This is a genomic window from Pseudoalteromonas rhizosphaerae (assembly GCF_028885455.1).
Taxonomy (GTDB): Bacteria; Pseudomonadota; Gammaproteobacteria; order Enterobacterales; family Alteromonadaceae; genus Pseudoalteromonas; species Pseudoalteromonas rhizosphaerae.
The window spans coordinates 3,582,153-3,608,406 of sequence record NZ_CP118496.1 but is presented as its reverse complement, the minus strand read 5'-3'; the positions used below and the strand labels follow the sequence as shown (position 1 = coordinate 3,608,406).

Annotated in this window: 22 protein-coding genes and 1 pseudogene; 14 read left to right on the top strand and 9 right to left on the bottom strand. The window is 37.7% G+C overall.

Annotated features, from left to right (window positions below; all coding sequences use genetic code 11):
- Positions 1–21 precede the first annotated feature (21 nt).
- The 4 genes from carA to PVK79_RS15490 all read left to right on the top strand — a co-directional run bounded on the left by carA (position 22) and on the right by PVK79_RS15490 (position 6,094).
- Entirely contained in the window at positions 22–1,158 is a 1,137-nt protein-coding gene (gene carA, locus PVK79_RS15505; protein WP_145233083.1) for a glutamine-hydrolyzing carbamoyl-phosphate synthase small subunit, read from the top strand.
- A 16-nt stretch (positions 1,159–1,174) separates the two neighbouring features.
- Entirely contained in the window at positions 1,175–4,393 is a 3,219-nt protein-coding gene (carB, locus tag PVK79_RS15500; protein ID WP_257326130.1) for a carbamoyl-phosphate synthase large subunit, read from the top strand.
- Positions 4,394–4,442: 49 nt separating this feature from the next.
- Positions 4,443–4,919, top strand: a complete 477-nt coding sequence (gene greA / locus PVK79_RS15495; protein WP_145233085.1) for a transcription elongation factor GreA — start codon at positions 4,443–4,445, stop codon at positions 4,917–4,919.
- A 128-nt stretch (positions 4,920–5,047) separates the two neighbouring features.
- Positions 5,048–6,094, top strand: a complete 1,047-nt coding sequence (locus PVK79_RS15490; protein ID WP_257326129.1) for a S66 family peptidase — start codon at positions 5,048–5,050, stop codon at positions 6,092–6,094.
- 74 nt (positions 6,095–6,168) lie between these two features.
- Here PVK79_RS15490 and PVK79_RS15485 read toward each other — a convergent pair whose 3' ends face one another.
- From PVK79_RS15485 to PVK79_RS15470, 4 genes are all read right to left on the bottom strand, one after another.
- On the bottom strand, positions 6,169–7,680 hold the full coding sequence (locus PVK79_RS15485; protein ID WP_257326128.1) for an OmpA family protein: 1,512 nt from the start codon (positions 7,678–7,680) through the stop codon (positions 6,169–6,171).
- Between the two features lie 91 nt (positions 7,681–7,771).
- Positions 7,772–8,176, bottom strand: a complete 405-nt coding sequence (locus PVK79_RS15480) for a hypothetical protein (protein WP_257326127.1) — start codon at positions 8,174–8,176, stop codon at positions 7,772–7,774.
- 1 nt (position 8,177) lies between these two features.
- Entirely contained in the window at positions 8,178–9,092 is a 915-nt protein-coding gene (locus tag PVK79_RS15475) for a zinc dependent phospholipase C family protein (RefSeq protein ID WP_257326126.1), read from the bottom strand.
- 108 nt (positions 9,093–9,200) lie between these two features.
- The gene (locus PVK79_RS15470; protein WP_182759361.1) at positions 9,201–10,112 is read right to left on the bottom strand and encodes a LysR family transcriptional regulator; all 912 of its coding nucleotides are present in this window, start codon (positions 10,110–10,112) and stop codon (positions 9,201–9,203) included.
- A 104-nt stretch (positions 10,113–10,216) separates the two neighbouring features.
- Here PVK79_RS15470 and PVK79_RS15465 point away from each other — a divergent pair, with 104 nt between their 5' ends.
- The 3 genes from PVK79_RS15465 to PVK79_RS15455 all read left to right on the top strand — a co-directional run bounded on the left by PVK79_RS15465 (position 10,217) and on the right by PVK79_RS15455 (position 13,733).
- Positions 10,217–11,323, top strand: a complete 1,107-nt coding sequence (locus PVK79_RS15465) for an NADH:flavin oxidoreductase (protein ID WP_182777756.1) — start codon at positions 10,217–10,219, stop codon at positions 11,321–11,323.
- Entirely contained in the window at positions 11,320–11,940 is a 621-nt protein-coding gene (locus tag PVK79_RS15460) for a LysE family translocator (protein ID WP_257326125.1), read from the top strand. Before PVK79_RS15465 ends, PVK79_RS15460 begins: the two co-directional genes overlap by 4 nt.
- 518 nt (positions 11,941–12,458) lie before the next feature.
- Positions 12,459–13,733: a tyrosine-type recombinase/integrase gene (locus PVK79_RS15455; RefSeq protein WP_257326124.1), complete on the top strand. Its 1,275-nt coding sequence runs from the start codon at positions 12,459–12,461 to the stop codon at positions 13,731–13,733.
- 97 nt (positions 13,734–13,830) lie between these two features.
- On the opposite strand, the gene PVK79_RS15450 is transcribed toward PVK79_RS15455, so the two are convergent.
- Complete coding sequence (locus tag PVK79_RS15450) at positions 13,831–15,810, bottom strand: DUF262 domain-containing protein (protein WP_257326123.1); 1,980 nt, start codon at positions 15,808–15,810, stop codon at positions 13,831–13,833.
- On the bottom strand, positions 15,811–17,478 hold the full coding sequence (locus tag PVK79_RS15445; RefSeq protein WP_257326122.1) for a DUF262 domain-containing protein: 1,668 nt from the start codon (positions 17,476–17,478) through the stop codon (positions 15,811–15,813).
- 252 nt (positions 17,479–17,730) lie between these two features.
- On the opposite strand from PVK79_RS15445, the pseudogene PVK79_RS15440 reads away from it, so the two are divergent.
- A pseudogene (locus tag PVK79_RS15440) lies at positions 17,731–17,865 on the top strand (IS3 family transposase); the annotation flags it as partial.
- Between the two features lie 61 nt (positions 17,866–17,926).
- Here PVK79_RS15440 and PVK79_RS15435 read toward each other — a convergent pair.
- Entirely contained in the window at positions 17,927–18,808 is an 882-nt protein-coding gene (locus tag PVK79_RS15435; RefSeq protein ID WP_257326121.1) for a site-specific integrase, read from the bottom strand.
- Positions 18,801–19,022, bottom strand: coding sequence for a hypothetical protein (locus PVK79_RS15430; protein ID WP_257326120.1), 222 nt, complete (start codon positions 19,020–19,022; stop codon positions 18,801–18,803). The genes PVK79_RS15435 and PVK79_RS15430 overlap by 8 nt, the downstream gene beginning before the upstream one ends.
- A 626-nt stretch (positions 19,023–19,648) precedes the next feature.
- On the opposite strand from PVK79_RS15430, the gene PVK79_RS15425 reads away from it, so the two are divergent.
- Positions 19,649–20,368, top strand: a complete 720-nt coding sequence (locus PVK79_RS15425; protein ID WP_193154511.1) for a hypothetical protein — start codon at positions 19,649–19,651, stop codon at positions 20,366–20,368.
- A gap of 27 nt (positions 20,369–20,395) precedes the next feature.
- Here the strand turns inward: PVK79_RS15425 and PVK79_RS15420 are convergent, their stop codons facing one another.
- Complete coding sequence (locus PVK79_RS15420) at positions 20,396–20,671, bottom strand: helix-turn-helix domain-containing protein (protein WP_257326119.1); 276 nt, start codon at positions 20,669–20,671, stop codon at positions 20,396–20,398.
- A gap of 92 nt (positions 20,672–20,763) precedes the next feature.
- On the opposite strand from PVK79_RS15420, the gene PVK79_RS15415 reads away from it, so the two are divergent.
- The 5 genes from PVK79_RS15415 (at position 20,764) to PVK79_RS15395 (ending at position 25,738) form a co-directional block, all read left to right on the top strand.
- Positions 20,764–20,955, top strand: coding sequence for a hypothetical protein (locus PVK79_RS15415; RefSeq protein ID WP_096793371.1), 192 nt, complete (start codon positions 20,764–20,766; stop codon positions 20,953–20,955).
- Between the two features lie 88 nt (positions 20,956–21,043).
- Entirely contained in the window at positions 21,044–21,412 is a 369-nt protein-coding gene (locus PVK79_RS15410) for a hypothetical protein (RefSeq protein ID WP_257326118.1), read from the top strand.
- A gap of 295 nt (positions 21,413–21,707) precedes the next feature.
- Positions 21,708–21,944: a MerR family transcriptional regulator gene (locus PVK79_RS15405; RefSeq protein WP_182675726.1), complete on the top strand. Its 237-nt coding sequence runs from the start codon at positions 21,708–21,710 to the stop codon at positions 21,942–21,944.
- A 377-nt stretch (positions 21,945–22,321) separates the two neighbouring features.
- Positions 22,322–23,368: a bifunctional DNA primase/polymerase gene (locus PVK79_RS15400; RefSeq protein WP_257326117.1), complete on the top strand. Its 1,047-nt coding sequence runs from the start codon at positions 22,322–22,324 to the stop codon at positions 23,366–23,368.
- A 528-nt stretch (positions 23,369–23,896) separates the two neighbouring features.
- A complete protein-coding gene (locus tag PVK79_RS15395) occupies positions 23,897–25,738 on the top strand; it encodes a retron Ec67 family RNA-directed DNA polymerase/endonuclease (RefSeq protein ID WP_257326116.1) in 1,842 nt (613 codons plus the stop codon).
- The last annotated feature ends 516 nt before the right edge of the window (positions 25,739–26,254 follow it).

Below are 26,254 nucleotides of genomic sequence, written 5' to 3'. Positions count from 1 at the left end.
TTTTACTGTTAGGAGGTTAACTTGACTAAATCCGCTCTGTTAGTTCTAGAAGACGGCACAGTGTTTCGCGGTACTGCAATCGGCGCTGACGGCATGTCTGTCGGTGAAGTAGTATTCAATACATCAATGACTGGTTATCAGGAAATTCTGACTGACCCTTCATACGCGGAACAAATCGTAACTTTGACGTACCCACACATAGGTAATACGGGTACTAACAGCGAAGACGAAGAAGCGAGTCACATTTGGGCTAAAGGCCTAGTGATCCGTGATTTGCCACTGCTAGCAAGTAATTTCCGTAACGAGCAATCGTTAGATGATTACTTAAAAGAACGTAATATCTTAGGTATTGCAGACATCGACACCCGTAAGCTTACCCGTATTTTGCGCGATAAAGGCGCTCAAAACGGTTGTATTATTGCAGGTGACGAATTAGATGAAAACCAAGCGCTCGCAGCTGCGCAAGCCTTCCCAGGCTTAAAAGGTATGGATTTAGCGAAAGTAGTATCAACCAAGGAAAATTTCGAGTGGCGTGAATCAAGCTGGACATTAGGCGCAGGGTTCAAAACTCTAAACGCAGCCGATGAAAAGTTTCACGTTGTTGCTTATGATTTCGGTGTGAAGCGTAATATTCTACGTATGCTTGTAGACCGTGGTTGTAAATTAACCGTTGTACCTGCACAAACCTCGGCAGCTGACGTGTTAGCACTTAACCCAGATGGTATCTTCTTATCGAATGGCCCGGGCGATCCAGAACCGTGTACTTACGCCATTGAAGCAATTAAAGCCTTTTTAGAAACTGAAATTCCTATTTTTGGTATCTGTTTAGGTCACCAATTGTTAGCACTTGCCTCGGGTGCAAAAACAGTGAAAATGAAGTTTGGTCATCACGGTGGTAACCACCCAGTGAAAGATTTAGACCGTAACGTAGTAATGATCACTGCGCAAAACCATGGTTTTGCTGCCGATGAAACAACGTTACCAGATAACCTTCGTGCTACGCATAAATCGTTATTTGACGGAACGTTGCAAGGTATTCACCGCACCGACAAACCTGCTTTTAGCTTCCAAGGTCACCCTGAAGCAAGCCCAGGTCCACACGATGCAGCCCCATTATTTGACCACTTCATCGATTTGATGCAAGCGCGTAACAACTAATTAAACCGGAGTAACAATGCCAAAACGTACCGACATAAAAAGCATTCTTATCCTAGGCGCAGGCCCGATTGTAATCGGCCAAGCCTGTGAATTTGACTACTCTGGTGCTCAAGCGTGTAAAGCACTTAGAGAAGAAGGCTATCGAGTTATTTTAGTTAACTCAAACCCTGCAACAATTATGACCGATCCTGATATGGCTGATGCGACCTACATCGAGCCAATTCATTGGGAAGTGGTAGAAAAAATTATTGAAAAAGAAAAGCCAGATGCAGTGCTACCTACAATGGGTGGTCAAACCGCATTAAACTGTGCGCTAGAACTAGACAAGCACGGTGTATTGGCAAAGCATGGTGTTGAGCTAATTGGCGCAACAGCTGATGCAATCGATAAAGCAGAAAACCGCGAACGTTTCGACATCGCAATGAGAAATATCGGTTTAGAATGCCCGCGTGCTGAAATTGCTCATTCAATGGATGAAGCAAAAGACATCATCACACGCATTGGTTTACCGTGTATTATTCGACCTTCTTTCACTATGGGCGGCACCGGCGGCGGTGTGGCGTATAACTTAGAAGAGTTTGAAGAAATTTGTGAACGCGGTTTAGACCTTTCTCCAACCAGCGAGCTATTGATTGATGAATCATTGATCGGTTGGAAAGAGTACGAAATGGAAGTTGTGCGTGACAAAAACGACAACTGCATTATCGTTTGTGCAATTGAAAACTTTGACCCAATGGGTGTTCATACTGGCGATTCAATCACCGTTGCTCCTGCGCAAACATTAACTGACAAAGAATACCAACTAATGCGTAATGCCTCTATGGCAGTACTGCGTGAAATTGGTGTTGAAACAGGTGGCTCAAACGTACAGTTTGGTGTTAATCCTGATGACGGCCGTATGGTTATTATCGAGATGAACCCACGTGTATCACGTTCATCAGCACTTGCTTCAAAAGCAACCGGTTTCCCGATTGCTAAAATCGCTGCTAAGCTAGCGGTAGGCTACACACTTGATGAGCTACAAAATGACATCACCGGTGGTAAAACACCTGCGTCGTTCGAGCCATCAATTGACTATGTAGTCACAAAAATTCCTCGCTTTAACTTTGAAAAATTTGCTGGTGCAAACGACCGTTTAACCACGCAAATGAAATCTGTAGGCGAAGTAATGGCGATTGGTCGTAACCAACAAGAGTCGTTACAAAAAGCATTACGTGGTCTGGAAGTTGGCGCAACGGGTTTCAACCCAATCGTGGCACTTGACGACCCGAAAGCGAAAGAAAAAATCATCCGTGAATTACGTGAGCCAGGCGCTGAGCGTATTTGGTACATTGCTGATGCAATGCGTCACGGCATGAGTGTTGAAGAAGTGTTTCAGTTAACGAAAGTTGACCGTTGGTACTTAGTACAGATTGAAGACATCTTAAAAGACGAAGCTAAAATTGCCGAAGTGGGCATGGCTGGCTTAAGCGCTGATTTCCTTCGTAAGTTAAAACGTAAAGGTTTTGCTGACCCTCGTATCGCTGAAATTGCCGGTGTGTCTGAAGCTGAAATTCGTAAAAAGCGTCATTTATTAAACATCGTGCCAGTATACAAGCGCGTTGATACGTGCGCTGCAGAGTTTAGCTCTGATACTGCATACATGTACTCAACGTACGATGAAGAGTGTGAAGCTACCCCATCTGATCGTGATAAAATCATGGTTATTGGTGGCGGTCCAAACCGTATCGGCCAAGGTATTGAATTTGATTACTGTTGTGTTCACGCAGCCCTTGCACTACGTGAAGACGGCTACGAAACTATCATGGTTAACTGTAACCCTGAAACGGTTTCTACCGACTACGATACGTCAGACCGTTTATACTTTGAACCAATTACCCTTGAAGACGTACTTGAAATCGTACGTGTAGAAAAGCCTGTTGGTGTAATAGTGCAATACGGTGGTCAAACACCACTTAAACTTGCCCGTGAACTTGAAGCTAACGGCGTGCCAGTAATTGGTACTTCACCAGATGCGATTGACCGTGCAGAAGACCGTGAGCGTTTCCAACAACTTGTTGAGCGTTTAAACCTGCTTCAGCCTGAAAATGCAACGGTAACATCAACTGAAGAAGCGATTTTAAAATCAGCTGAAATCGGTTTTCCACTGGTTGTGCGTCCTTCGTATGTACTAGGTGGTCGCGCAATGGAAATCGTGTATGACGAGCAAGACTTACGTCGTTACATGACCGAAGCCGTATCTGCATCAAATGAAGCACCAGTACTACTTGACCGTTTCTTAGATAATGCGATTGAAGTTGACGTTGACGCAATTTGCGACGGCGAGCAAGTGATCATCGGCGGCATCATGGAACACATTGAACAAGCGGGTGTTCACTCAGGTGACTCAGCCTGTTCATTACCAGCCCATTCGTTATCACAAGAAGTGCAAGACGTAATGCGCAAGCAAGTAACTGACATGGCACTGGAGCTTGGCGTGGTTGGTTTGATGAACACACAGTTTGCTGTTAAAGATGGCAAAGTGTACCTAATCGAAGTAAACCCACGTGCAGCGCGTACGGTACCGTTCGTATCAAAAGCGACCGGTGTGGCACTTGCAAAAGTAGCGGCACGTTGTATGGCGGGTCAATCTTTAGCAAGCCAAGGCATTACTAAAGAAGTGATACCACCTTACTACAGCGTAAAAGAAGTGGTATTGCCATTTGCTAAGTTCCAAGGTGTGGATCCTATCCGTGGCCCTGAAATGCGCTCTACTGGTGAAGTAATGGGTGTCGGTGATACATTCGCCGAAGCCTTTGCAAAAGCACAATTAGGTGCAAGCAACACTTTACCACGCGGTGGCCGCGCGTTACTATCTGTGCGTAATAGCGATAAGCCACGTATTGTTGAACTAGCTAAAACCATGACAGACCTAGGTTTTGAACTAGATGCAACAGGTGGCACAGCCGCTGCACTTGAAGATGCTGGTATTGCAGTACGTCGTGTAAACAAAGTATTTGAAGGTCGCCCGCACATTCTTGATAGAATCAAAAATGGCGAGTATAGCTATATCGTTAATACTACCGAAGGTCGCCAAGCGATCGAAGATTCGAAGGTGTTACGTCGTGGTGCATTGCAACACAAAACTAACTATACAACGACCTTGAATGCGGCATTTGCTAACTGTACTGCTAACCAAGCAGACGACCGCAGCAAAGTGACGTCAGTTCAAGAACTACACCTGCGATTGAACTAAGGAAATGTGCCAAGGCCGTTTATCGGCCTTGGGATTAAGTGAGAAAAGTATGCAAACAATTCCGATGACAGTTCGTGGCGCAGATTTAATGCGCAAAGAACTTAACGAATTAAAAACAGTTACCCGTCCAAAAATTGTATCTGATATTGCAGTTGCACGTGAACATGGTGACTTAAAAGAAAACGCTGAATATCACGCAGCGCGTGAGCAACAGGGTTTTTGCGAAGGCCGTATTCAAGAAATTGAAGCTAAGCTTTCAAATGTACAAATCATTGATGTGACTAAACTACCAAATACGGGTAAAGTTATTTTTGGTACCACAGTAACTATCGTTAATGTTGAGACTGATGCTGAAGTTAAATACCAAATTGTTGGTGATGATGAAGCAAGTATTAAAGATAACCGTATTTCGGTTAATTCACCGATTGCCCGTGGTTTAATTGGTAAACAAGCAGATGATGCTGTGATCATTAAAACCCCGAAAGGCGACGTGGAATACGAAATCATTGAGGTTGAGTACATTTAATTACTTTACTCATTTTCACGTTTTTAAAAACCGATGCTTGCATCGGTTTTTTTATGCCATAAACAATCTCGACATTTCTTAATAAATTGGGTACGTTAAGCTAACATATTGATAATTTGCAGATGTTGATGACAGCTATTACTTTTCCTGGCGCATTAAAAAACGGCGATAAAATTGCCATTTGCGCATTTTCATCCGGTGTTGAGAGCATCTTTCACCCACGCCTGGAACGCGTACTTTCTGGCTTAACACGCCGTGGCTACCAAGTAGTCGAAGGTAAATGCTTAAGACAACAAAGTAGCCCAGCAAAACAACGCGCTGATGAGCTAATGGCATTCTTACTTGATGACAGCATTGCCGCAATTATGCCGCCGTGGGGTGGTGAGCTTGCCATGGAAATACTTCAGTATATTGATTTTAATGCGGTTAAGTCTGCCAAGCCAAAGTGGTTAGTAGGTTTTTCAGATGTGAGCACGTTTGCTTGTATGCTTACAGTGCGATGTGGTTGGGTAACACTTCATGCTGCAAATCTAATGCAATTACATCCCAACGAGAAAGACAATTACTGCTTGCAAGTTTTTGATGTTCTGGCGCTTGAGAAAAATGGCTATTTCGAACAGATGCCTGCCAAGTATTATCAGAATAAAGTGATTGATTACGCAAAAGAGCCAGATGCTTTATTTGATTATACTCAGCCGAGTCAATGGCGCTGCCTAAACTATCAAGACTCAAGGCAAGTAGAGCTGACGGGGCGGTTATTTGGTGGCTGTCTAGACTCACTTAACGTGTTACTGGCTTCTCCATATCTTGATCTGCATAACTTTAAGCAAACATATGCGCCAGAAGGTTTACTACTTTATTTAGAAAATGCAGAGCTTTCACCTACAGCAGTGGCCCGTACTTTAATGGCGTTGCGGTTAAATGGTGTGTTTGCTGATATTAACGGTATTATTCTGGGGCGTAGTGCTTTGCTTAGCTCTACAGAGCAAGACATTGATTATTACCAAGCCCTTGAGCTTGCGTTAGGTAATTGTTTATTCCCAGTTATCATCGACGCTGATATCGGACATGTTGCACCCAATTTATGTTTAGTGAATGGCGCGTTTTGCAGTCTTAAAGCCACTATAGATAAAGGCTTAGTCTACAATGCGAGCCTAGTGACCACTTTGCAATAGAACTTCGTACCTAATTGGTGATAAAGATGCATATTAAGGCAATGGCGTTAATATGCATTTTTCGCGATACGTAATTATTTTGAATCAGATAACCTTTCGACTAACTCAACACGTCGATTCAGCTCTCGACCTAATTCGTTTTTGTTAGTGGCTGCGGGAGAATAGGGGCCAACACCTTGAGGTATTAATCTTGTTTTAGCGATACCATAGTCAGCAATTAAAGCTTTAACTACCGCATCAGCCCGACGTTTAGAAAGGTCTAAATTATATTCAGCAGAGCCTTTATCATCTGTGTGACCAACAACATACAAACTCAATGCCTTATTTTTTTCTAAAACTTGCGCAATGACATCCAATGATTGTTTAGATTCAGGCTTTATGACCGCTTTATCGTAGTCAAATAACACCCCATAGATTGAGGCTTTACCTTTTTGCTTAAGTTGCTCTAACACTTTATCGCTATTTGTCTCTATTAACCCAGTTAATAATGGCTCGCTCTGCATCACTACAAGCTGAATACGAGAATCGCCTTCATAGTTACCTATAAAAAAAGCTACATAGGTAGTTTGGCCCTCAACAGTACTTTTCATAACTTGGTATCGAGGTTGGCGCCAGTAATTATAAGCTTGTTTTACAGCGAGCTTATCCCCTAACTTTTGTAAATCCTCACGGATTAACCTATCTCTGGTGTTACCACTGCATGCATCCTTTTGACAAGAGAATACCGTTTCAAACCCTTCTTTTACTAAAGCACTTAGATAATTATGATAAATTTTTAGCGTTGACACCCTGTTTACGACATAAGTAATTTGGGTTAAGTCTCCGGTAACGTCTAGCATTGGGAGTGTCTTTGTTTTTGTATCAACAATACCAACAGGAATGCTGAATTCTTCATAATCAACCTGTTTGTAATCTTCAATATAACTACTAGGGTAGCGACTTATTAATGGATGATCTGCTGAGCCCCCTTTATCTTTACGCGGTGCCTTGGTTATCTGTTTACTATTGTGTTTGGTAAATGCGTCAAAATTGGCAGTGACAAGTCCTGATTCAATGTCTTTTATATCCACTGTGGTTAATAATACTCGCGTCGTATTTTTATACTGACCAACAAATAACGAAATAGCAGCATCGAGGGACTCATCCCCTTTTGTGGCGAAAATATAGTGAGGTTGTTGGAATTGATTACTAGGGTTAAAGTAGCTAGACTTTTCAGCTAATAATTTTCTTTGTTCACGTTTATCTCCTGAATAACAATCACTTAAAGAACATGTATAAACCACTTTAAAACCAGCATCACTTAACGCACTTTCATAATTTTTTGTTACCTTTAACGAAGCAACATTTTTTATCGTATAAGCGTAATGGCCTGTATCACCAATGAATTTTTTATACTCAAATTGTTGAGACTTTTCAGCTGTAGCAACAAACTTTGTAACAAGGCGAGTTTCTTCACCCGCTAAAATAACGGAGTTCTCCAGCTTGGCACTTGGATAGGGGGAAAGCAAAGGCTCTGCGTGTAGGTTAAATACACATATTAGGGGGGCGATACAAAATATAAGTACCTTGGTTATTTTGTTATTCATTGAATTTCCTTTTATTAATGAAGGTAAACATTGTATTTAAAAAATAAGTTGGCCTAATTAAACTTTATAAAAAAGAATAAATCGCAATTTTTTAACGCTTACAAATTTTGCTGGCGTTGATAGTAACTTTACAGGCTTGAGTGTCAATTGATTGCCAATGCTGGATATCGGATGGCGCAGTACAACCGGCATCTTCAATAAGTAAAATGTCATCCTCACAAAGTAATAAAACGGCATTTTTATCTTGAATGAAAACTTTTAACTGATAGCCCTCAAAAGGATCGAGTTTGTTTTGTTCATTGTTGATAGCTGCCATTAGCAAGGCTTGTGGATCAGTATAGGTTTGAGAGCTGAACTTTAATGTGCCATCAACCGCGGCGGAAATATCTTTTAATTGCGATGCAAGATTTGCCATCTTTTCTGGATCATGTGCATTAGCTAGGCTAGAGCAGCCCACAGATAAAACAATTACTAAGATTAGAGTTAAGTATTTCATTTTAAATATTCCACGCGGTTAAGTTGCCATTTTCGTCTTTACCGTTGTCTAAATTCCAATTACAAATTTGCCAGCACTCTCCATCATTAAAAATAGCATTAGCAATAATCGATATAAAATACTGTATATTTTTAACCGCTAAATTAAAAATGTCGTCGTAGTGCATTGGGCCATTTGGAGTATTAAGCTGCTCAATGTAAGTGTAATTAATCTCATCTTGGCGAGGGTAGAGTAGCCCATTGTTTGCCGCAACATGCCTTGCCCATGGAAAAAGCCGATATCCTTCTTCAGCATGATCAACAACCAGTTGAAAGCCTGAATGCCACGCATCAAAGTCAGGAGCTGCTGATTGTGCGTAATCTGGGTGGATATGCGATAAAACATGCTGCCATAGTTGTTTAATATTTTCATCAAGGCAATTATTCTGGTTGGTACACGAGCCGATATTCAGCTGAACGCGATCCGCATGACCAATTTCACCCAGATTTAACCTTGGCCAAATATAAGCGTCTTGATTCATTTCACAAGTGCGGTGATCAGTTTGGTTTTGCTCATACGGGCCCACTTTAAGCTCGACCACCGGATGAATGGTGATATCAGCTGCAACATGCGACATATAACCACACAGCCAAGCAAAGCATTTTTCTTGCGCTGATCCCTCTAGATTTTTGCAATACTTTACTGCTTCTTTAATTACATCACCGGTATTGTGATAATGCATTAAATCAGCCCATTTATTTTGCTCTGAATTACCCACAGCTAAATAAGGGTAGTCAGGCGATACACAGCCTAACTCAAGGTATTTTTGATTTTGACTTAATATCAGCTTTGCTTTGGTAGGAATATTCATTCCAATCAGGGCGTTATTCTCAGTAGCTATGTTAGCCGCAGTGATGTGTGCAAAGGCACCAGGCATGAGTAAATCCTTCTACTTAGTGGTTTTTGTTAATATATTTGCTTTTCATACATAAAAAGTCAGCATAACTTAAAATAGAAAAATATTATTTAAGATACAACTCTACGGCTAATTTAGTTTTTCACCTAGTGATTGAGTAACATACTCTACAAAATGAGTCACTAAGGCTGACTCAGCGCGTCGCTGGGTATAAAGGGCGTAAAAACGTGCGCCCTTTGGGCGAAAGGCTGGTAATACTTCACGAACTGTTCCTTGTTCTAATTTGCTGGCGACTAGATAGCGAGGTAGCTGTGCTATTCCAACTCCCTGTAACATCGCAGCGTGGATTGCTTTTTTGTCACTAAAAGCCAATTCGCCGGCAACATTCACTATCAACTCTTTGCCATCATTTAATAAGATCCATTGCTCATAGCGTGAATATCCGTTACATCGAGTGATTAGACTATGCGCTTGTAAGTCCTCTGGATGACTGAGTGGTGGATTCTGTAACAGGTATGCGTCAGTTGCACACAATACCATTTCATCTTTTGCAATGAAGCGAGCGAGATAGGGTTCGTTGTTTAGCTCAGTGCTGCGAAATACCACATGGATATTGTCTCTATGTAGGTCAGATTTATGGTTGCTGAAGTCAGTTATTAAACGTACCTGAGGGTGTTCGGCGCGAAATTTAAGCAGTATAGGCGTGAGCATTATTTCACCCCACAAGGTAGGGGCTGAGATGCGAAGCTCGCCACTGAGTGCGTTGCGTCGATTGTGTAAACCATCAATTAACTGCTCATGCAATGTGATCATTTGTTCTGCTTGGCTAAAGGTCAGCTCACCTGCATCTGTGAGGTGAAGTTTTCGAGTGGTGCGGTTGAGTAATACGGTTCCTAAAGTGTGTTCTAAATATTTAATGTCTTTAGAGGCTTTACTTGGCGTTATGCCAAGATGCTCGGCCGCCAAGACGAACGAGTCGAATCGAACTATAGCGACCAACAGGCGCATAAGATAAAGAGTATCTGTTTTGTGATTATTCATTGTTATGTCCTGTTGGGCATTAATGTATTTCCTGGTGCTCTGATTATATCCTGTTTGGCATTGGTTACAATGTACTAAATATCATTTCATAACAGGTTAAAGACATGCAAAAAGATATAAATAATGCGTTTGAATTTCTTCAAGCAGGAGTGCAGCTTAAAAATCGTGCAGTACTTGCGCCTCTTACTCATAACATGAGTGCTGACAATGGCGATCCAAGTCAAGCTGAACTTGATTGGCTTGCAAATTGTATTCGTGGCGGGTTTGGTTTAATTATTGCCGCGGCAACTCAAGTGTTGCCTGGTGGTCGTTGCTGGTCAGGACAACCCGCACTTATGACGCTTTCGCAGCAGAATGCCTTTTCGCGTTTAGCTAAAATAGCGGATGAAAATGAAGCGCAGGTATTGGTACAGCTTCATCATGGTGGAGTAAGGGCTTTACCTGATTTGAATGAAGGTGCTCCTTCAGGGCCTAGCGCTGAGCAACCAGGCGACCGTTATGCTCTGGGGGTAACGGAACTGAAAGATAATGATATTCATGAGCTCATCGAGGCATTTGTTCGATCATCGCAACGAGCTTATGACGCAGGCTTACATGGTGTTGAATTGCACGCAGCACATAATTTTTTACTATGTAACTTCCTCAATCCCCAAGTTAATCGACGCACTGATCAGTGGGGAGGCAGTATACAAAATAGAGCTCGGTTTTTGATCGAAATAGTGCGAGGGATTCGTGCACGTATGCCACGTAAGTTCCTGATAGGCGTACGTCTATCGCCAGAAAGTTATGCCAATGTGGTTGGGATCGAACTAGAAAATCAGTTAGCTGTCACCCGTTTACTGGCAGCTGAGGAAATTGATTATGTGCATTATTCAATGGGCAATACTTTTAAATCAGTTAACGGCAAGGTTGGCACTGACTTGTTGACTGAGTTAAGTAAAGCTAATCCAGCCAATATTCCTATGATGGTAGCAGGAAAAATTCAAGATGAAAAAGACGCTAAGTTGGCATTGGCTGGTGGCGCAGATTTAGTGGCTATTGGTACTGCCGCATTAGGTAATCCAGACTGGGTAAAGCGAGTCAATGAGGGCGCTTCACTAATTTATCCGCCATTTAGCGAGTCATGGATAGCCGAGCAGGGGTTCAGTTTTGAGGCACTGAAGTACCTAAGGTCTATGACCGGTGTGCTTGAGCGAGTAAAAGAAGCATGATGTCTGATTGGGCGTTGTTGTTGATATTTATTCCGACCTTTTTCCTGATTTCAGTGTCACCAGGTTTGTCTATGATGCTTGCCCTGAGTTACGGTGCCAGCTTGGGCGTAAAAAGGGCAGTTTGGGTCATTTTTGGTGAGGTTTTTGGGGTATCACTTATTGCTCTAACAGCCCTACTGGGTTATACCAAAGTGCTGGTTGAATTTCCCGCAGCTATGCAATTGTTCAAATATGTTGGTGCTTTTTATCTTATATGGATGGGTATTAATGTTTGGCTGGATGCAAAAGTTAATGCAGCTACAGTGCAAGTTGACAGTGATAACATTGATTTAATGTTGCGCGGCTTCTTAGTTTCGATTTCAAACCCTAAGTCCTGGTTATTTCTAATGACATTGCTGCCACCTTTTATGAACTCAGCTTTGCCATCGGGTCTACAAACGTTACTTTTTACAGGCTTGATCGCACTAATTGAATGCTTAAATTTACTCATCTATGCTTATGGAGGCCAAAAAATTAACAGATTGCTACTAGCTCGAGGGCAAGGTCAATTATTAGGCAGGATTTCGGCGTTGATGATGATTAGTATTGCAATCTTTTGGCTTATTAGTAGTTATTGATAATTTTAAACTATGAGATTTAATCATCGTAAATGAGCAACTCATTTAATCCTACACCTAGAGCCTTGTGTTATCAATTGACGTTATAAGTTTTACGATTAAGAGTTATGCTACACATTAGTGTGTTAGGGAAAAGATAGGGATGTTGTTACATATTAAAGTGATTTATCTAATAACTACACATATGAGCGAGCTGAATTAGCTGTAAGCAGTGAAGCTACTTATAATTTATTTAAATTATAAGTGTTTAATACTTAAATAAATTAAATGGTCGGTATGGAGAGATTCGAACTCTCGACCCCTGCCACCCCATAAAAATTACCTGTGCTTTATCGTGTACAAAAGTGGCTAAAAGTGTTCTACAGTGAAGTGTTTAAAGTAATTGTAACTTATTGCTATTGAAAGGATTAAGCTTTTAAATTATACCTAGTGAACAAACGTGAAGTTTAGTGAGCTCAAATCAGCTCGTGCGATAACTGTGCGACAAAAGTTTTGACTTAACTCTAGGTGTGCGAAAAATGGCGTCAATCAAAGTAAAATTAACTGAATCTATACTCAAAAATATCCCTTTGGAAATTACCAAAATCAATGACACTGAGATTTCCGGTTTTTATTTAAATATTGGTAAGCCAAATAAAGAAGGAAAACGCTCACAGGTATATTATCTGTATTACCGCCTAGGAGGCCGAGGTTCGAAAGAAAGAAGGTTAGCCTTAGGCAACTCATCGGTAATAACAGTGAGTGAAGCCAGGCAGCTTGCTAAGCAGTATATTGGTGATGTGTCGCGCGGTATTGATGTTTTTTTACAAAAAAAGAAAGCAGCGCTGATTGAAAAGCAAGAAAGCACCTCGCCTACAATCGCTGTGCTTGCAAATGAGTTTATTGAAAGAGACATTAAAGCCAACCGAAAAGGTGTAGACCCAGTAATTAGAATGTTCGAAAAAGACATTCTGCCATTTATTGGCAATTATAAACTTAAAGAAATAACCCGGCGTGAAATTTTTAAAAAAGTGCTTGATCCAATAACTGATAGAGACTCTAAAACGCAGGCTAATAAAACGCTATCCATCCTTAAGCAAATGTTTAATTTTGGTGTTGAGCGAGATTTAATACAAGGTAACCCAATAAGCACAGTTAAAAAGAAGAGCGTGGGTGGCCTTGAAAAGTCGCGAACTAGAGCGCTAGAGTTTGACGAAGTCATTCAAGTTTTTGAGCGTCTGCCAAAGCTAGGAATAAGCCAGCAAGTTATTTACGCATTGAAGTGTATTACTTTAACAGGTTGTCGGCCAATAGAGGTCACAGGCGCACAGTGGCAAGAGTTTGATTTTGAAAAAATGATATGGACAATACCCGCCGACCGCGTAAAGCAAAATAAAAATGGCGAAAGAACTCATAAAGTACCTATTACTCAAAATATGGTTATTTTGCTTGATGAGTTACGCGCAGCATTTGGCTATCTCAACTCTAAGTATGTATTCCCGAGTACAACAACTAATAAATCAGGCCCAGGCGAACAGCCAATTGATAGGCATTCACTATCACGCTCTATAAGTCGTAAACTAGAGCAATTGGGAGTGCCAAAGTTTGTACCTCATGATTTAAGAAGAACAGTCGCTACTCGCTTAGGTGATACTGATATTGGAACTGATCCAATAGTGATTGAAAAAATACTAAATCATCAATTGCAAGGAGTGCAGGGTGTTTATAATATGCAGGCGTATATGGACAAGCGCCGCAAAGCTTTGGAAGTGTGGGGGGGGAAATTATTTCGTAGGGATATTAAGGCGTTATAATTTTACTTATCTAATATAAGTAAAACTTAGCTCAAATCTAAGGTGACAAAAAATGTTAGATGTCAGATTATGTTTGAGCTAGTTTAATTTACGGTCTTTATTCTATTTTTTCACAACCATCTATATCTCTAGGTCTCATACTTTTTAGCAAATAAGAGCATGACTCATCTTTAGGAATTGCTATATGATTAGACTTACACTTATTATCGAGTAACTCTGTTTCTTTAATTAATCTAACTTTCCAATTTGGCATAGTAATAGGTGGAATAAATTTATCAGCTATACCTATTAAATCATCATCGAGTAATTTAAGTATAAGGTTTTTAATATAAACTTTATATTCTCCCTTATTTCCATATATATAAAACTCTAATGCTCTAAGACTACTATCAAGCAAACACCTTTTGTCTGCACTCACAACATTCCAAAATGACCACCAATAGTTATAGTAACTAAATGAACCATTATCATCAGAAATAGTTAATAATGCTCTTCTGAGATCATTCGAAATATGGGCATCACTATCGAAGTAAGTCGAAATTGTTTTTGATATTTTTTCAAACTCGGCTCTTTGAAAGTTTTCTGCTGTATCATAGTTAGTACAATACAGAGCAAAACTAATTTTTCCTTGCAATAAGTTTGTATCTTCAGTATCGAATATTACCTTTTTATTCTCGATATCAAAAACAATTAACTCGGATTTTAATTGCTCTTCTTTAACTTGTTCTTTAGCAAAAGATGACTTGATATTGCTAGTAGATAAATACTTATAAATATCATTACAACCAGATGACAACTCATGTATTAAGTTAATTACACCATCTAACGTTTGTGGGCTTCGAATAATTGTCGGTCGAGTTCCAACTTTGACAACATCACCTCTTAATATAATATTTCTTATTACACGCATCCACTCGGTGAACTTTTCTTTATTAAACTCATCTACATTCAATAAATATTCCGTTTGTGCATAAAACAATGTCTTCTGAGTGTATGAAGCGTTTTGCCCCTCATATACGATAGCTGAAAATATAGTATCTTCAGGCCGATGTTGAAAAAGAGGGAAGTCCAATTTAAGTTCAAGTCCAGAGCTATAAACCTCAGAATACTTGTCTAAAGCACTACATAAATAATTAAAATCTTCTTTGTCAAAAAATGAAGGTTTAACTGAATTAGGCTCATCTTGCAAATTTGAGATCAATAACATTCGATTTTCAGATTTCTTAATGGCCTTTCTACACATGACTATGGTTGATATGAACCTTATAAAAGCGTTATCAATATTGTTTTTGGCACTATTACTCCAGAATAAATCTGTCCAAACCGTATCTATTTTCATCGCAAAAGTTTGTAGGAAATCTTTATTCTCATCCCACTTTTCATCATAAATTAACTTTTGAAAAGATGCTTTAAAGTTTTCGAATGGTGATAATAACTTTCCACGTGCATTCATCTTAATATACAAATCATCAGTTAAACCTATGCCTTCAAGGTCAATATGATAGAAAGCAATCAAGCGATTACTCCCTGTCAACTTGTCCCAAAGATGTTCAACTTCATAAAAAAGTTTATGAATATTATCAATAGTTCTTAACATTGCGTCTATAGTTGGATCTTTCTTCCAAGAAAGGAAGAACCAAGATGAGTCTATAGCCTCTTCACTTAAGATGCTATTTTTATCTATTGAAATAGATTTAGACACTAATTGATTGCAAAAATCTCTAGAGCTTATTCTTGTTTCGTAAGTAAATTTCCTAAATATATCAATATTTTTATCTATTAACAGGTTCTCTTTTGCGGCAGCGTACCAGTGTAATAAAAATAAAGTTGTTAGTCTTTGTTGACCATCTAAAGGATGTGAAACATTCTCATCAAGATTTCCATAAATAAAATCAAGTTTTATAGGTTGATTTTCGTCTAAACTTTCAAATAAAGCACCTAAGAAATTCTCTCTAATTTCTTTTTTATCTGCTCGCCCTTGTGCATAGTCTCTTTGAATAATTGGAATTTCGATTTTATGTAAATTCAAAAGCTCCCAAAAGCTTAATACTTCACCTTGATGTTTAATTTCGGTCATCTACAACTCCTTTTTAATATAATTACTAAGAACAACTTCTAAATCTTCATAGTAATTCTCTCTGTCTTCTTGAGTCCAAAATGAAATCTTAGGAGGGTATGCACTGAAGTATTTCAAAAAAACATTTTTAGTACAAATAGGGATAAAAGTACCTTTTTTCTCTCTATCAATAATTGTTTTTCTTTTAAGAGGAAAAACTGCATTTTTATAACCCCGGTTCGTTTCAGAGTCGAGTAGTGTTAAGTTTGATATATCATTAATATCACTATCTTTTAAATAAAAGTTAAAATGTGCAACTATGGTTGTGAACAACTCTTCAAATTCTTCATCATTATTACAATCAAAATTATCAGCTATTTTTTTTAGATCTTTGCCTTCAGTTGTTGTTATGTCAATAAATACCTTAGCGTCATTCAGCCACTCTTCTTTCTTAGAAGGTATTGCATCAGTAATAGATGTTATATGCTCTATATCCCACTTTTCTCCTTTGAAAATATCAAATGGAAAATATGAATTATCATTTTTATTATTTAGCATTGTTAATACGTTATAGAGTAATAATACGGACTTTAGTTTTTTATCACCATATTGAAGCTCTTCTAAATATACTTTATCAAGATCTTGTTTTATTTCGATATCAAGTAGAGAACGAAACTCTCGCTTAGTCAGTAAAGCAGATTTTTCATATAATTCTTTTATTGTAATAACATCGACTGCAATCAAGTACCCTATTTTGTGGTATAGCTCTCTCTCTTCAAACCACTCTTGAAACCTTTGGAAATACCTCTTAATTTCTAGCCAGTTGCCTTCAATTGTTTCTTGGTTTTTATTAAGAAATTTTTTATTAAAAAATCTAAAAGTAGAATAGTTATCAGATGAGTCTTTCTCACTATTCATTAGGTCAAAAATAAATTCAATTCGATTAGTTGCTACATTTGTACCATTTAAAAAATACCAGAATCTATTATTTTGTAATGAATGTTCAATATTGTCCCACTCTGTTGATATCTCTAGCTGCTTAAGCCTTATCTTATCGGATTTATTTTTATCGAAATTTGAGCTATTTAAAAATAGAGCTTTAATTAGTTCAGAGTTTGTTAGAGGTATTTTCCCTATGTTTATTCTTGTAAATACAGAAATGGAATCATCTTCATTTCCTTCATACCATATAACTTTTGAATCAAATTCAAACTTTGATTCGAAGTCATTAATATTGAAATTTGGTTGAGAAAACCACTTACAAATTGTACGGTATGCTTCAGATATATAATAGAAATCAACATTGCTATTATCATTATCATTTTGTTGTAAATTTACTAGAAAGGAAGATGAATTTTCTCTTGTTTCGTAGTTTAAATTAAATAGTTTTTTAGGATCACGAAATCGACTACTTAAAAACTTAAGTATTAAATAGATTGTTGTCAGCCGTTGCTGACCATCAATGACTTCAAATTGCCCATCATTCTTTTTTTTAACAACAATAGGCTGTAAGCAATACCATGTTTTATTATCTGTATCGTCAACAAATCTAGGCTTAAACTCTGAAATATCATCTAACAGATCTTGAACTTCTTTTGGAGTCCATCTATATCCTCTTTGATATGATGGTATATAAAAACTTTCATCCTTGATCTCATTTATTGTCTTAAGCGTCAGTAGGTTGCTCATGTAACATTCCTTGATTAGTGGCTTTTAACTTTATCATTTTTATTATCTCTTGCACAAATCAAAGGATCAAATTTTGACTTTATACATCATTATTAAAAAATGCCCATTTGTGGCACAAAACTCTTAGTCAGCTGAGAGTTGATAGTTGCACAAATTACTTTTCGCTATTTGAAAGATAGCATTAAGTCCAAACATCAACAAACAAGAATGAATTGTGAAAGGGTGTTTTTTCTTAATTTCTTGTATTCATAGGAGCCAATTATTGATAGTAAAACAATGCTTCAAGCAGTATTTGAATACATTGAAGTTGATTACAATAAAGTTAGAAGACATAGTGCTAATGTATATCTCAGCCCAGAAGCACTTGGACTAAATAACCTTGCTTAGTGCTGTGTCCAGTTTTAGTGCTAGGGATCACTTCCGCTAATGGTAATAAACGAGTATTTATTTATCTTAAATAAACCTCAGTGATTTCTGGCCTAAAATGCCCCATTTCTTGTGACACGGTCTCTAATGCTATTTGATATGGGAATTGATTAAGTATCAGCTCTAATAGTCTTTCTTGTGCGTAACTGTGTCTTAGGCCGTGAGCGCCATTGGAAAATGAAAGAGTACGGTTTGATGCTTTATTAAATGAGTCAGACCACTTTTTACCACCTCCAATATCGTAGCGCTGTAAGTAGTTTATTTTTCTATCAACAACAGTGACAGCTTGTTTAAATTTACGAAGTTCTAATTTAGCTGATAAATCGTGGGGTATTAGTACTTCGCGTGTTAAGCCTCCTTTGCCTGTCACGGTATATAGCACACCGTTTCTACCAGACCATTTTGAATCAAAAGCTGGTCGTTTATCTGCTTTACGTTCTTCAACTTTGGCTATGGTCAATAATTCATGTGCACGAAGCCCAGCAAAGAGTGCTATTTGTGTTGATAATGAATATTTAGAAGTTTGGTGTTTACTTATTATTTGAGCTTGCTTTGTAGTGTAGGCGCGTGATTTAAGAATTTGCTGATTAATTGATTTAATAACAGGGAGTGTTTGCTTATCTTTAAGTTTGCCGTTAAGCCTCATCATTGCTTGTATAGCTTGGCGTTCCATATCAAGTGATTTTTGACCCACTATTTCTTTTCGGTAATCTAAATAATTGAGTGCTTGCTCGCTGGTCATTGCCTGAATACCGTTTATGCCAATATCTTTAGCCCAAGAGGCAACGGTGTTAAGTGATTGCTCGTAGTTTCTGGCTGTGCCAAGAGACTTTATAAGCTTACTTTTTGTAAGCCCCTTTATGACATTGTGTGCTTGAGTTTTAGGTTTCGCAAATTTAGCCATGTTTTTTAATCCATCTTTGAATTGTTGACCAATGAGCATTGATACCTTTACGCTTTAGCCAGCGCTGAAGCTCGACAATGTTAGACCCTTGCTTGTAAATTTCTATTAGCTCGAATTTATGTCTATCAAGCTTAGATGTTTTTTTACGGCTTCCTGCGATTAGCTTGCTTTCATATTTAAGTTTTTGGACTTCGGCTTGTGCATCGAATTTCATGGTATGACTCCAGTCGTATTAAGGTTGTAAGATTGACTGGCAATAAAGCTCAGCGGCACTTAAGCCTATTCGCCCCTGTTTTTCGCACATGCGAAAGGCTCGGACTGATCTCGCCTGATTATTAACCTCATTTCTACGTGTTGTCAGCAGCTGGAGTGCGCCGTTTTTGGTTGGTTACTACCTCTAAAAGATAGTTTTTATCTCGTTACTACGTGTTGAAGGCAGCAGAATAGCGCCTGTTTTTTTCTGGCTCGTTAGAGCTTCAGTAGCAATAAGATTATCACTTTAGAAATATTTTTCAATCTGCAAATAAAACCTGCGTATAAGAGTGCGAGTGTGTTGTCCCCCGCTATGTGTAAGCCGATTTTCGGCTTCGACATAGCGGGGGACAGGGGCGAAGCCCCAATGTTTAAAGAGAGGCTATTGCTCATGATGCCTCTATTAAAATTGGTTTTATTAAAGCTCTACATTATATTGTAGGTATAAAGCTAAAGTTATCATTTACATATAGCTATTTTACAATGCCTGAATTAGGTTCTCGTTATTAATGTTTTAAAATTGTTTAGCTGTTAGATAAACGATACTTTAATAATTTTTTATTGGTTTAATAATTTACGGAGCGTTTAGTGTTTAATAAAACTAAGTCAATATTAGAGTGTACGGAATCTAGCTTATTAGGTTTTTCTACTAGAAAAAGCTACTTATCACTATTTAAAAGGTTGTTTCTTTATCCTCTAGTATATTTGCAAGTAGGATTCGTAGACTTTGTTCGTCCGCTAAAAATATGGTCGTTATTTAGTTTTGCCATAGCTCTAGCTTTATCTTTTTTAGTCAATAACTCTATTCTCGACTCTAATAGCTACATTGCTACCTTAAATATATTTGTTTGGTTTTTCTTACTGTTGATTAGCTTTTCTACCCCTAGTTCATATGCTTTTAATGGCGTTACAGAACTCACAGTTAAAAACACGGTTATTATCTTATCGGAACATGAAATTAATAGTGTTGATAGTTTAGAGTTGTTGGAGGACAACGTTGATAAAATTGAAGAGCGAATAGATGAAAGAGTAAAGTTTTACAAATGGCTAATTGGGTCTGCTTGGGCTGGATATATTTTGTTCATAAACTTTCAATTTAGGTTAATTAGCATATCTGATATGAAACCAGATAAAAATTTTCTTAATACCCTTTTTGAAACATCGCTGTATTTATCATTGTTCTCACTTTTTGCTCTGACGTTGATGGTGAGCTACAAGAGGGCATCAAAAATACTAATTTCAAATTTGAGATATGCGTGCGTACAAAAGAAGTCATTACTGCAAAAAGTTGACATTGATTTGACTTAAGAAGATATTTTCCTTTCGAATAATTGCCTATTTCAAGGGCATTTCCTCGTAAGCTAATATAAGACCTGCAAGCTCATTCTCTTCACAGTAAAAAAATGCTGTTGGCACTTCTAATACTTTAGCTAGTGCCCGCACTGTTTGAAAGTCGGGTGAGTGCACGCCTTTTTCGTACTGATTCATTCTAGGCGACGCTGCAAACTGATCCATACCCGCCAATATTCCTAGTTTTTTTTGCGAAAGTCCTTTTGCTAGTCTTGCCTCTTTTAGCCGTTTTGGAAACGGTGAACCATCATTCGTTTTCATTATATTTAATTCTTAACTTGAAAACTAAGAGTTTCTTAGCTTTAATGTGTTCACGATACTAAGGAATACTTAGATAGAGCCGGGTGAAGTAAATGTTGTGGAAAGCAGTTAAGTTTATAGGAGCCGTGACGGTTGATATTTTGCTGGATGTTGATGATAAGTCTGAGCAAGACAAGTTCATTGATGAATACAATGATGGAACTGGAAATGTCGATCATTGCGGTGATAGCTACACAGAGCAAGAAGCGCGAGACGCTCATAGCCGTGGTGAGTTCTACAAATAGCTTTGACAGTTGCTTTGTTAAGTGCAATTGTTAGGTGGGTTTTTACACAAAATACAGGCTACGCAGTTGAAAAGCTGCGTAGTTTTTTATGATTAATTTTAACGTTTATGCATTTTTACCCGCGATTGATTTTTTATATATCAGGTTGCAAGGCCAAGATAATAGCCGTGATAAGTTATTATCAATTAGAGATAACTTAAGTAATCTTAATGAAGCACAAGTACTTAGTGAGTTACTTACCTTAGACTTCATGTTTTACGATTATAGTAACGAGCAATCAGAGGTTTGGGATATACAACTAGAGTCTTTTTCATCGTTTTATAATCGATCAGAAAAAGTGAAAAAGTTTGATAATTACTACCCTGAAAGCCATGTTCAATCAGTGTTTAAGTGGATGCTTATGCTTTGTGATGATTGTAGCGATAGTTTAAAAATCCAGCGCTCGGTAATTCATTAGCTTGAGCCTTAGAGCAATTTTATTCCTCAAGTTCACTTGATTTATCATTATATCTCATTTAAATTCATTTTAAGCATACCTATTATGCTTACTTATAATGCAAAGAGATAAAAGATTTACCACAGAACATAGTAAAGTTAATAAAAAAACAGGCGCCCAATGTTCGGGGCTGCTTTCAATACGTAGAAAAGAGGTTACTAGGGTACGCATATATTAATTATATGTACTAGCAAGTCCACGGCTCACAGAGCAATGTGGCATCTCTTTGCTCTAATTTACGTATTGGAGAGCGAACATGCAGTCATCAGAAATCTTATCAGTAAAAGAGCTATCAGAGCTTTTACATCTATCTATAGGCACAATTAATAATCGTCTGAGCGCCCAGCGAAAGGCTATTGAGTCTGGAAAAGATGCCAACCTTTATCAAGTTCAACGGTTAGCACCACCTTCTATTAAATTGGGTCGAGTTCGCCTATTTAAACGCGAAACAGTTGATCAATGGCTTGCTCGTTTTGAAGGAGTGAAGGTGTAAGGAAGGCGAAAGGGGCTGCTTGACCGGCGACACCCCAAACGCACTTTACATCTTCATATTATATGCTTGCCATTAAAATAAGGCCACAATTCGAGTGGCCAGAATATACTATTGCCTATCCGAGTCAGTTTTATTCTCTAATTGAATTCAAGACACCTAAATATGTTCGAGGGTTACTAAGTAAATGTCATAAGTCTAAAAAATTTATTCATTTACTTGGTAACAGTAAATCAAAAAGCTTAACCGATTTTCGAGCTTTTAGACGGGACACTAGTAAGTTTGTTCGAGGAGTATTGTACAGTACAAGTGAATCAGTAGACTGCTATTACACTCCAAACGAATTTTTTAGTTGGCCTAGGGAGAGCAACCTAGCTCTATTGTCAGCGAATTGGATTGAAATTGATCTTAATCATAAATGTGATCCATTTGATGTTAGAAGGACAGAGGCTAAAATTGTTCCTGAAGTATTCAATAGGTTAAAACTGAGTAAGCTACCGCCGCCAACAGGCTATGTCCTTTCTGGCTCAGGTGGAATACATCTTTATTGGATTTACAACCCTGTAGATGCAGTCGCAATTAACAAGTTGATATGGCAACAAATTGCTAAAAGTCTAATTGAGAGTTTTGGAACGTCAGATAGTTTTTGGCATATAGATCTTATGGCTACAAAAAGAATTAGCGGCTTTTTGCGCGTCCCAGGGTCTGTTCACAGTAGAACAGGATTGCATGCCAGGTATTTTGGCTCTGGTACTAAATATACATTTGATGAACTGTTGATGTGTTTAGATCTATGTCATTTACGGAAGAATATAGAGAAATCACAGCTAGAATTCAAAACAAGTTTAGCTTCAAGCCCCAGAAATAAGATAGCAAAGCAACCAGGTCACCAACGCTACGGTCATAGCATTAAAGAATGGTGGCTAAAATGTATTAACAGTATTCAAAACCATTTTTATAAGCAGGGAGGGGTGCCAAAGGGTAAGCGAGATAAAACAGCGTTTATCCTGTTTGTTGCGTTTCAACACCTAAATAAAAACACCGCATTTGAAAAGCTAACAAAAATAAATGATGAGCTAATTGGTTTATCATTAGAAGAGCTTGTTAGTTTAACTAGAACAGCAAAAACAACACACTACAAATACAGAAAAGAGACTCTAGCTGATTACCTGAAAGACTTGTTCGGCTATTGCCCTGAATATTTAAATATTAGGTCAAAAGTGAAGTTATCAAGCGATGAAATTAAGGAGAGGCAGAAAAAAGCAGCTACAGACACTGCGGTTAAAAAGCGAAGTAATTCGCAGCAGCTTGTTAAAAAAGCAGTTAAAAAAATAACCAAAGAAACGGGCAACAAACCAACTCAACAGGCTGTTGCACTTTTTACTAATCTTAGTTTAAGAACAGTTAAAAGATATTGGATAAAATAATGTGAAAGGCACTTAGATTGAAATTAAACAGCAAAATATGAAACTGAGACATAAAGTTTAGATCTTTCTGCTAGTTTCCTCGACCGCTTTATGCGGTCATTCGAAATGAAAGTGGCCAAATGCAAGACGCGACCCCATTTCTTCGTACGAATAATGATCTATCGCCAGTAGAATATGATCAAAGTTCCTTAAGAAAAGTGTCCTGATTTAGTTGCGCAGAACGTATAAGGGTAGTTTAATAATTAAAGAGCGGAGTGACCAGTCAGAGATTAAAATCAATATTGATGACCTGTAGCTAATTTTTTCACTTCGATAGAAAAAATCTTTATACATTGATTTTATTATGAATTAACAATATACTTCAATTGGTTTATGGGCAGATTTTGGATCGCGTTTCGCGATCAGTGAAAAAAATGTCCGTTAAGATTGCCTTTATGATGACTATACGTATTTTATGGTCATTACTATTGTTAAGTGCGTAAGAGTGCCCATAAACCACTATTTAAAAAGGAGTTCAAAATAGAATTAATGACAAAATTAGAAGCTTTGAAAAATATTTCTACCAAAAAAGAGTTCGCAGCTCTGCTAGGTATTAAGGCTTCATTTCTGACGTATACCTTATATATTATTAAACCCCACACTCAATATACTCAATTTAAGATTCCCAAAAAAAATGGTGGGGAACGTATAATTAATGCGCCAAATGGAAAGTTGAAAACGTTACAGTCAAAGCTTTCACATTTGTTGCTTGATTGCATAGATGAAATTAATAAGGCGAAATTTCCTGATGCGGAAATTAATAAATCTAGTAAAGATCATGTCAAATACTCACCTACACTAAAAGTAAAAATATCAGGTGCAAAAATAAAACAACCATCTTTATCTCACGGTTTTGTTAGGCATCGTTCAATTATCACCAATGCTATGATGCATTTAGGGCAAAAAAATGTATTAAACATTGATCTTGAAAATTTTTTTGATGGTTTTAACTTTGGTCGCGTTAGAGGGTTCTTTATAAAAAACAGAAACTTTAATTTGGATCCTGCTGTAGCAACGGTTATTGCCCAAATTGCTTGTCATGATAATAAATTACCTCAAGGAAGTCCTTGCTCTCCTGTTATTACAAACTTAATTACGCATAGCTTAGATATCCGTTTGGCTTCATTGGCTAAAAAATATAAATGCACTTATACGAGGTATGCTGACGATATTACATTCTCCACTAGAAAGTCAGCTTTTCCTACAGAGTTAATGAAAGAAGAGACCGATGATTATATAGCTGGAAAACAATTAACGTGGGAAGTTGAACATGCTGGATTTTCTATAAACGAAAATAAAACACGTATTCAATATAAAGATTCAAGGCAAGATGTAACAGGTCTTGTTGTTAATAAAAAGCCAAATGTAAAAAAAGAATATTGGCGTACGGTTCGAGCACAATGTAATAGCCTTTTTAAAAGCGGAAAATTTACAAAAACCATTGATGGTAAAGTAGTGGATGGCAATACAAACGAGTTGGAAGGTCAACTTAATTTCATAGATCAAATTGATAGTTATAATCGTCTACGTCAAACATTACCTTTAAACCATGTTTATGGGATAGCCAAACATGGACATAACACCAGTAGATTAATAAATGGTCGAGAAAGAACGTTTAGCCGTTTTTTATATTATCGGTTATTTTACGGCAATGAAAAACCTACCATTATCTGTGAAGGTAAAACAGATAATGTTTATTTAAAGTCAGCAATTAATAGTTTAGTTGAAGGTTATCCTAGATTAGCCAACAACAAATTAGTATCAAAAAACAATAAGATTGAATATCAGTTGCTTATAAGAATTTTGAAATATACTAAACGTACTCGATTTTTATTGGAGTTATTTGGTGGAACATCGTACTTAAATTATTTTATTTCTAAGTTTGATAGCCAGTATAGATATTACGAAGCACCTAAGCCACAACATCCCGTTATTATCCTTTTAGATAATGATTCAGGTTTTGATTGCATTGAAAAGTCGCTAAAAAAAATAGAGACAGCTATTGCTTTACCTTTATCACTAAAAAAACAAGATATTAGAAATGCTGAATTTATTCATGTTTTTCATAATTTATACATCGTCTTAACACCTATTGACGCTCAACCAATATCGATGATTGAAGACTTATTTGATGAAAAAACAAGAAAAATAAAAGTATCTGATAAGATATTTAATCCTGAAAAAGATTTTGATAAAAATAAAGAATATAGCAAAGAGGTTTTTGCTAAAAAAGTAGTGGCAGCACAAAAAGCAACAATAAGCTTTGATGGGTTTAAGCCCTTGCTAGATCGGATTGTAAAAGCAATAGAACATTATGATACCGTTAAGTAATTTTAGTATGAAACTTTATTTCTAGAACCACAACTACAACTAAAGGGGTCAAATCTTGACTCCAGACATCATAATTATTATCCGTCCGCTCCACGCCCTGAGACATTCATCAAGTTATTTATGTTTTTAATAATGGCGAATCACGCTCTTCGAAAGAAATATAGCCAACAGTTTATGTGCGTGCCCTGAGTATTCGTTAGCGAGCCGTGGGCTACTTACTGGCTCGAAAGAAAAGCGGTAATCATTAAATGATTTTCGCTCATTATTGGCAGCCAGTAAGCACATACCCTAAACCACTTTAAAGTATAGTTCTTAGGCGTGAATGACTATATATCGCTCAAAGCTGTCTATCTTCTTTAATTTCTGATTCACAGGTGTTCGGTGTTTTTCAAGTTAGTTGTCGCCTTAAATTTCAAGCCTTTTGTTCGATTAAGCATAAATCAAAATTCTTTAATTCTAGGCGCTGTTTTTGTTGCCAATAGTTTAGCCAGTAGGCAACTAGTAAACTAGCAATAG

Coding starts and splice junctions, on each gene's coding strand:
- PVK79_RS15475 (WP_257326126.1), bottom strand. CDS start 9,092: ATGCCTGGTGCCTTTGCACACATCACTGCGGCTAACATAGCTACTGAG.
- PVK79_RS15465 (WP_182777756.1), top strand. CDS start 10,217: ATGCAAAAAGATATAAATAATGCGTTTGAATTTCTTCAAGCAGGAGTG.
- PVK79_RS15420 (WP_257326119.1), bottom strand. CDS start 20,671: ATGAAAACGAATGATGGTTCACCGTTTCCAAAACGGCTAAAAGAGGCA.
- carB (WP_257326130.1), top strand. CDS start 1,175: ATGCCAAAACGTACCGACATAAAAAGCATTCTTATCCTAGGCGCAGGC.
- PVK79_RS15470 (WP_182759361.1), bottom strand. CDS start 10,112: ATGAATAATCACAAAACAGATACTCTTTATCTTATGCGCCTGTTGGTC.
- PVK79_RS15490 (WP_257326129.1), top strand. CDS start 5,048: ATGACAGCTATTACTTTTCCTGGCGCATTAAAAAACGGCGATAAAATT.
- PVK79_RS15460 (WP_257326125.1), top strand. CDS start 11,320: ATGATGTCTGATTGGGCGTTGTTGTTGATATTTATTCCGACCTTTTTC.
- PVK79_RS15445 (WP_257326122.1), bottom strand. CDS start 17,478: ATGAGCAACCTACTGACGCTTAAGACAATAAATGAGATCAAGGATGAA.
- PVK79_RS15480 (WP_257326127.1), bottom strand. CDS start 8,176: ATGAAATACTTAACTCTAATCTTAGTAATTGTTTTATCTGTGGGCTGC.
- PVK79_RS15450 (WP_257326123.1), bottom strand. CDS start 15,810: ATGACCGAAATTAAACATCAAGGTGAAGTATTAAGCTTTTGGGAGCTT.
- PVK79_RS15410 (WP_257326118.1), top strand. CDS start 21,044: ATGATTAATTTTAACGTTTATGCATTTTTACCCGCGATTGATTTTTTA.
- greA (WP_145233085.1), top strand. CDS start 4,443: ATGCAAACAATTCCGATGACAGTTCGTGGCGCAGATTTAATGCGCAAA.
- PVK79_RS15485 (WP_257326128.1), bottom strand. CDS start 7,680: ATGAATAACAAAATAACCAAGGTACTTATATTTTGTATCGCCCCCCTA.
- PVK79_RS15395 (WP_257326116.1), top strand. CDS start 23,897: ATGACAAAATTAGAAGCTTTGAAAAATATTTCTACCAAAAAAGAGTTC.
- PVK79_RS15430 (WP_257326120.1), bottom strand. CDS start 19,022: ATGAAATTCGATGCACAAGCCGAAGTCCAAAAACTTAAATATGAAAGC.
- PVK79_RS15415 (WP_096793371.1), top strand. CDS start 20,764: ATGTTGTGGAAAGCAGTTAAGTTTATAGGAGCCGTGACGGTTGATATT.
- PVK79_RS15405 (WP_182675726.1), top strand. CDS start 21,708: ATGCAGTCATCAGAAATCTTATCAGTAAAAGAGCTATCAGAGCTTTTA.
- PVK79_RS15455 (WP_257326124.1), top strand. CDS start 12,459: ATGGCGTCAATCAAAGTAAAATTAACTGAATCTATACTCAAAAATATC.
- PVK79_RS15435 (WP_257326121.1), bottom strand. CDS start 18,808: ATGGCTAAATTTGCGAAACCTAAAACTCAAGCACACAATGTCATAAAG.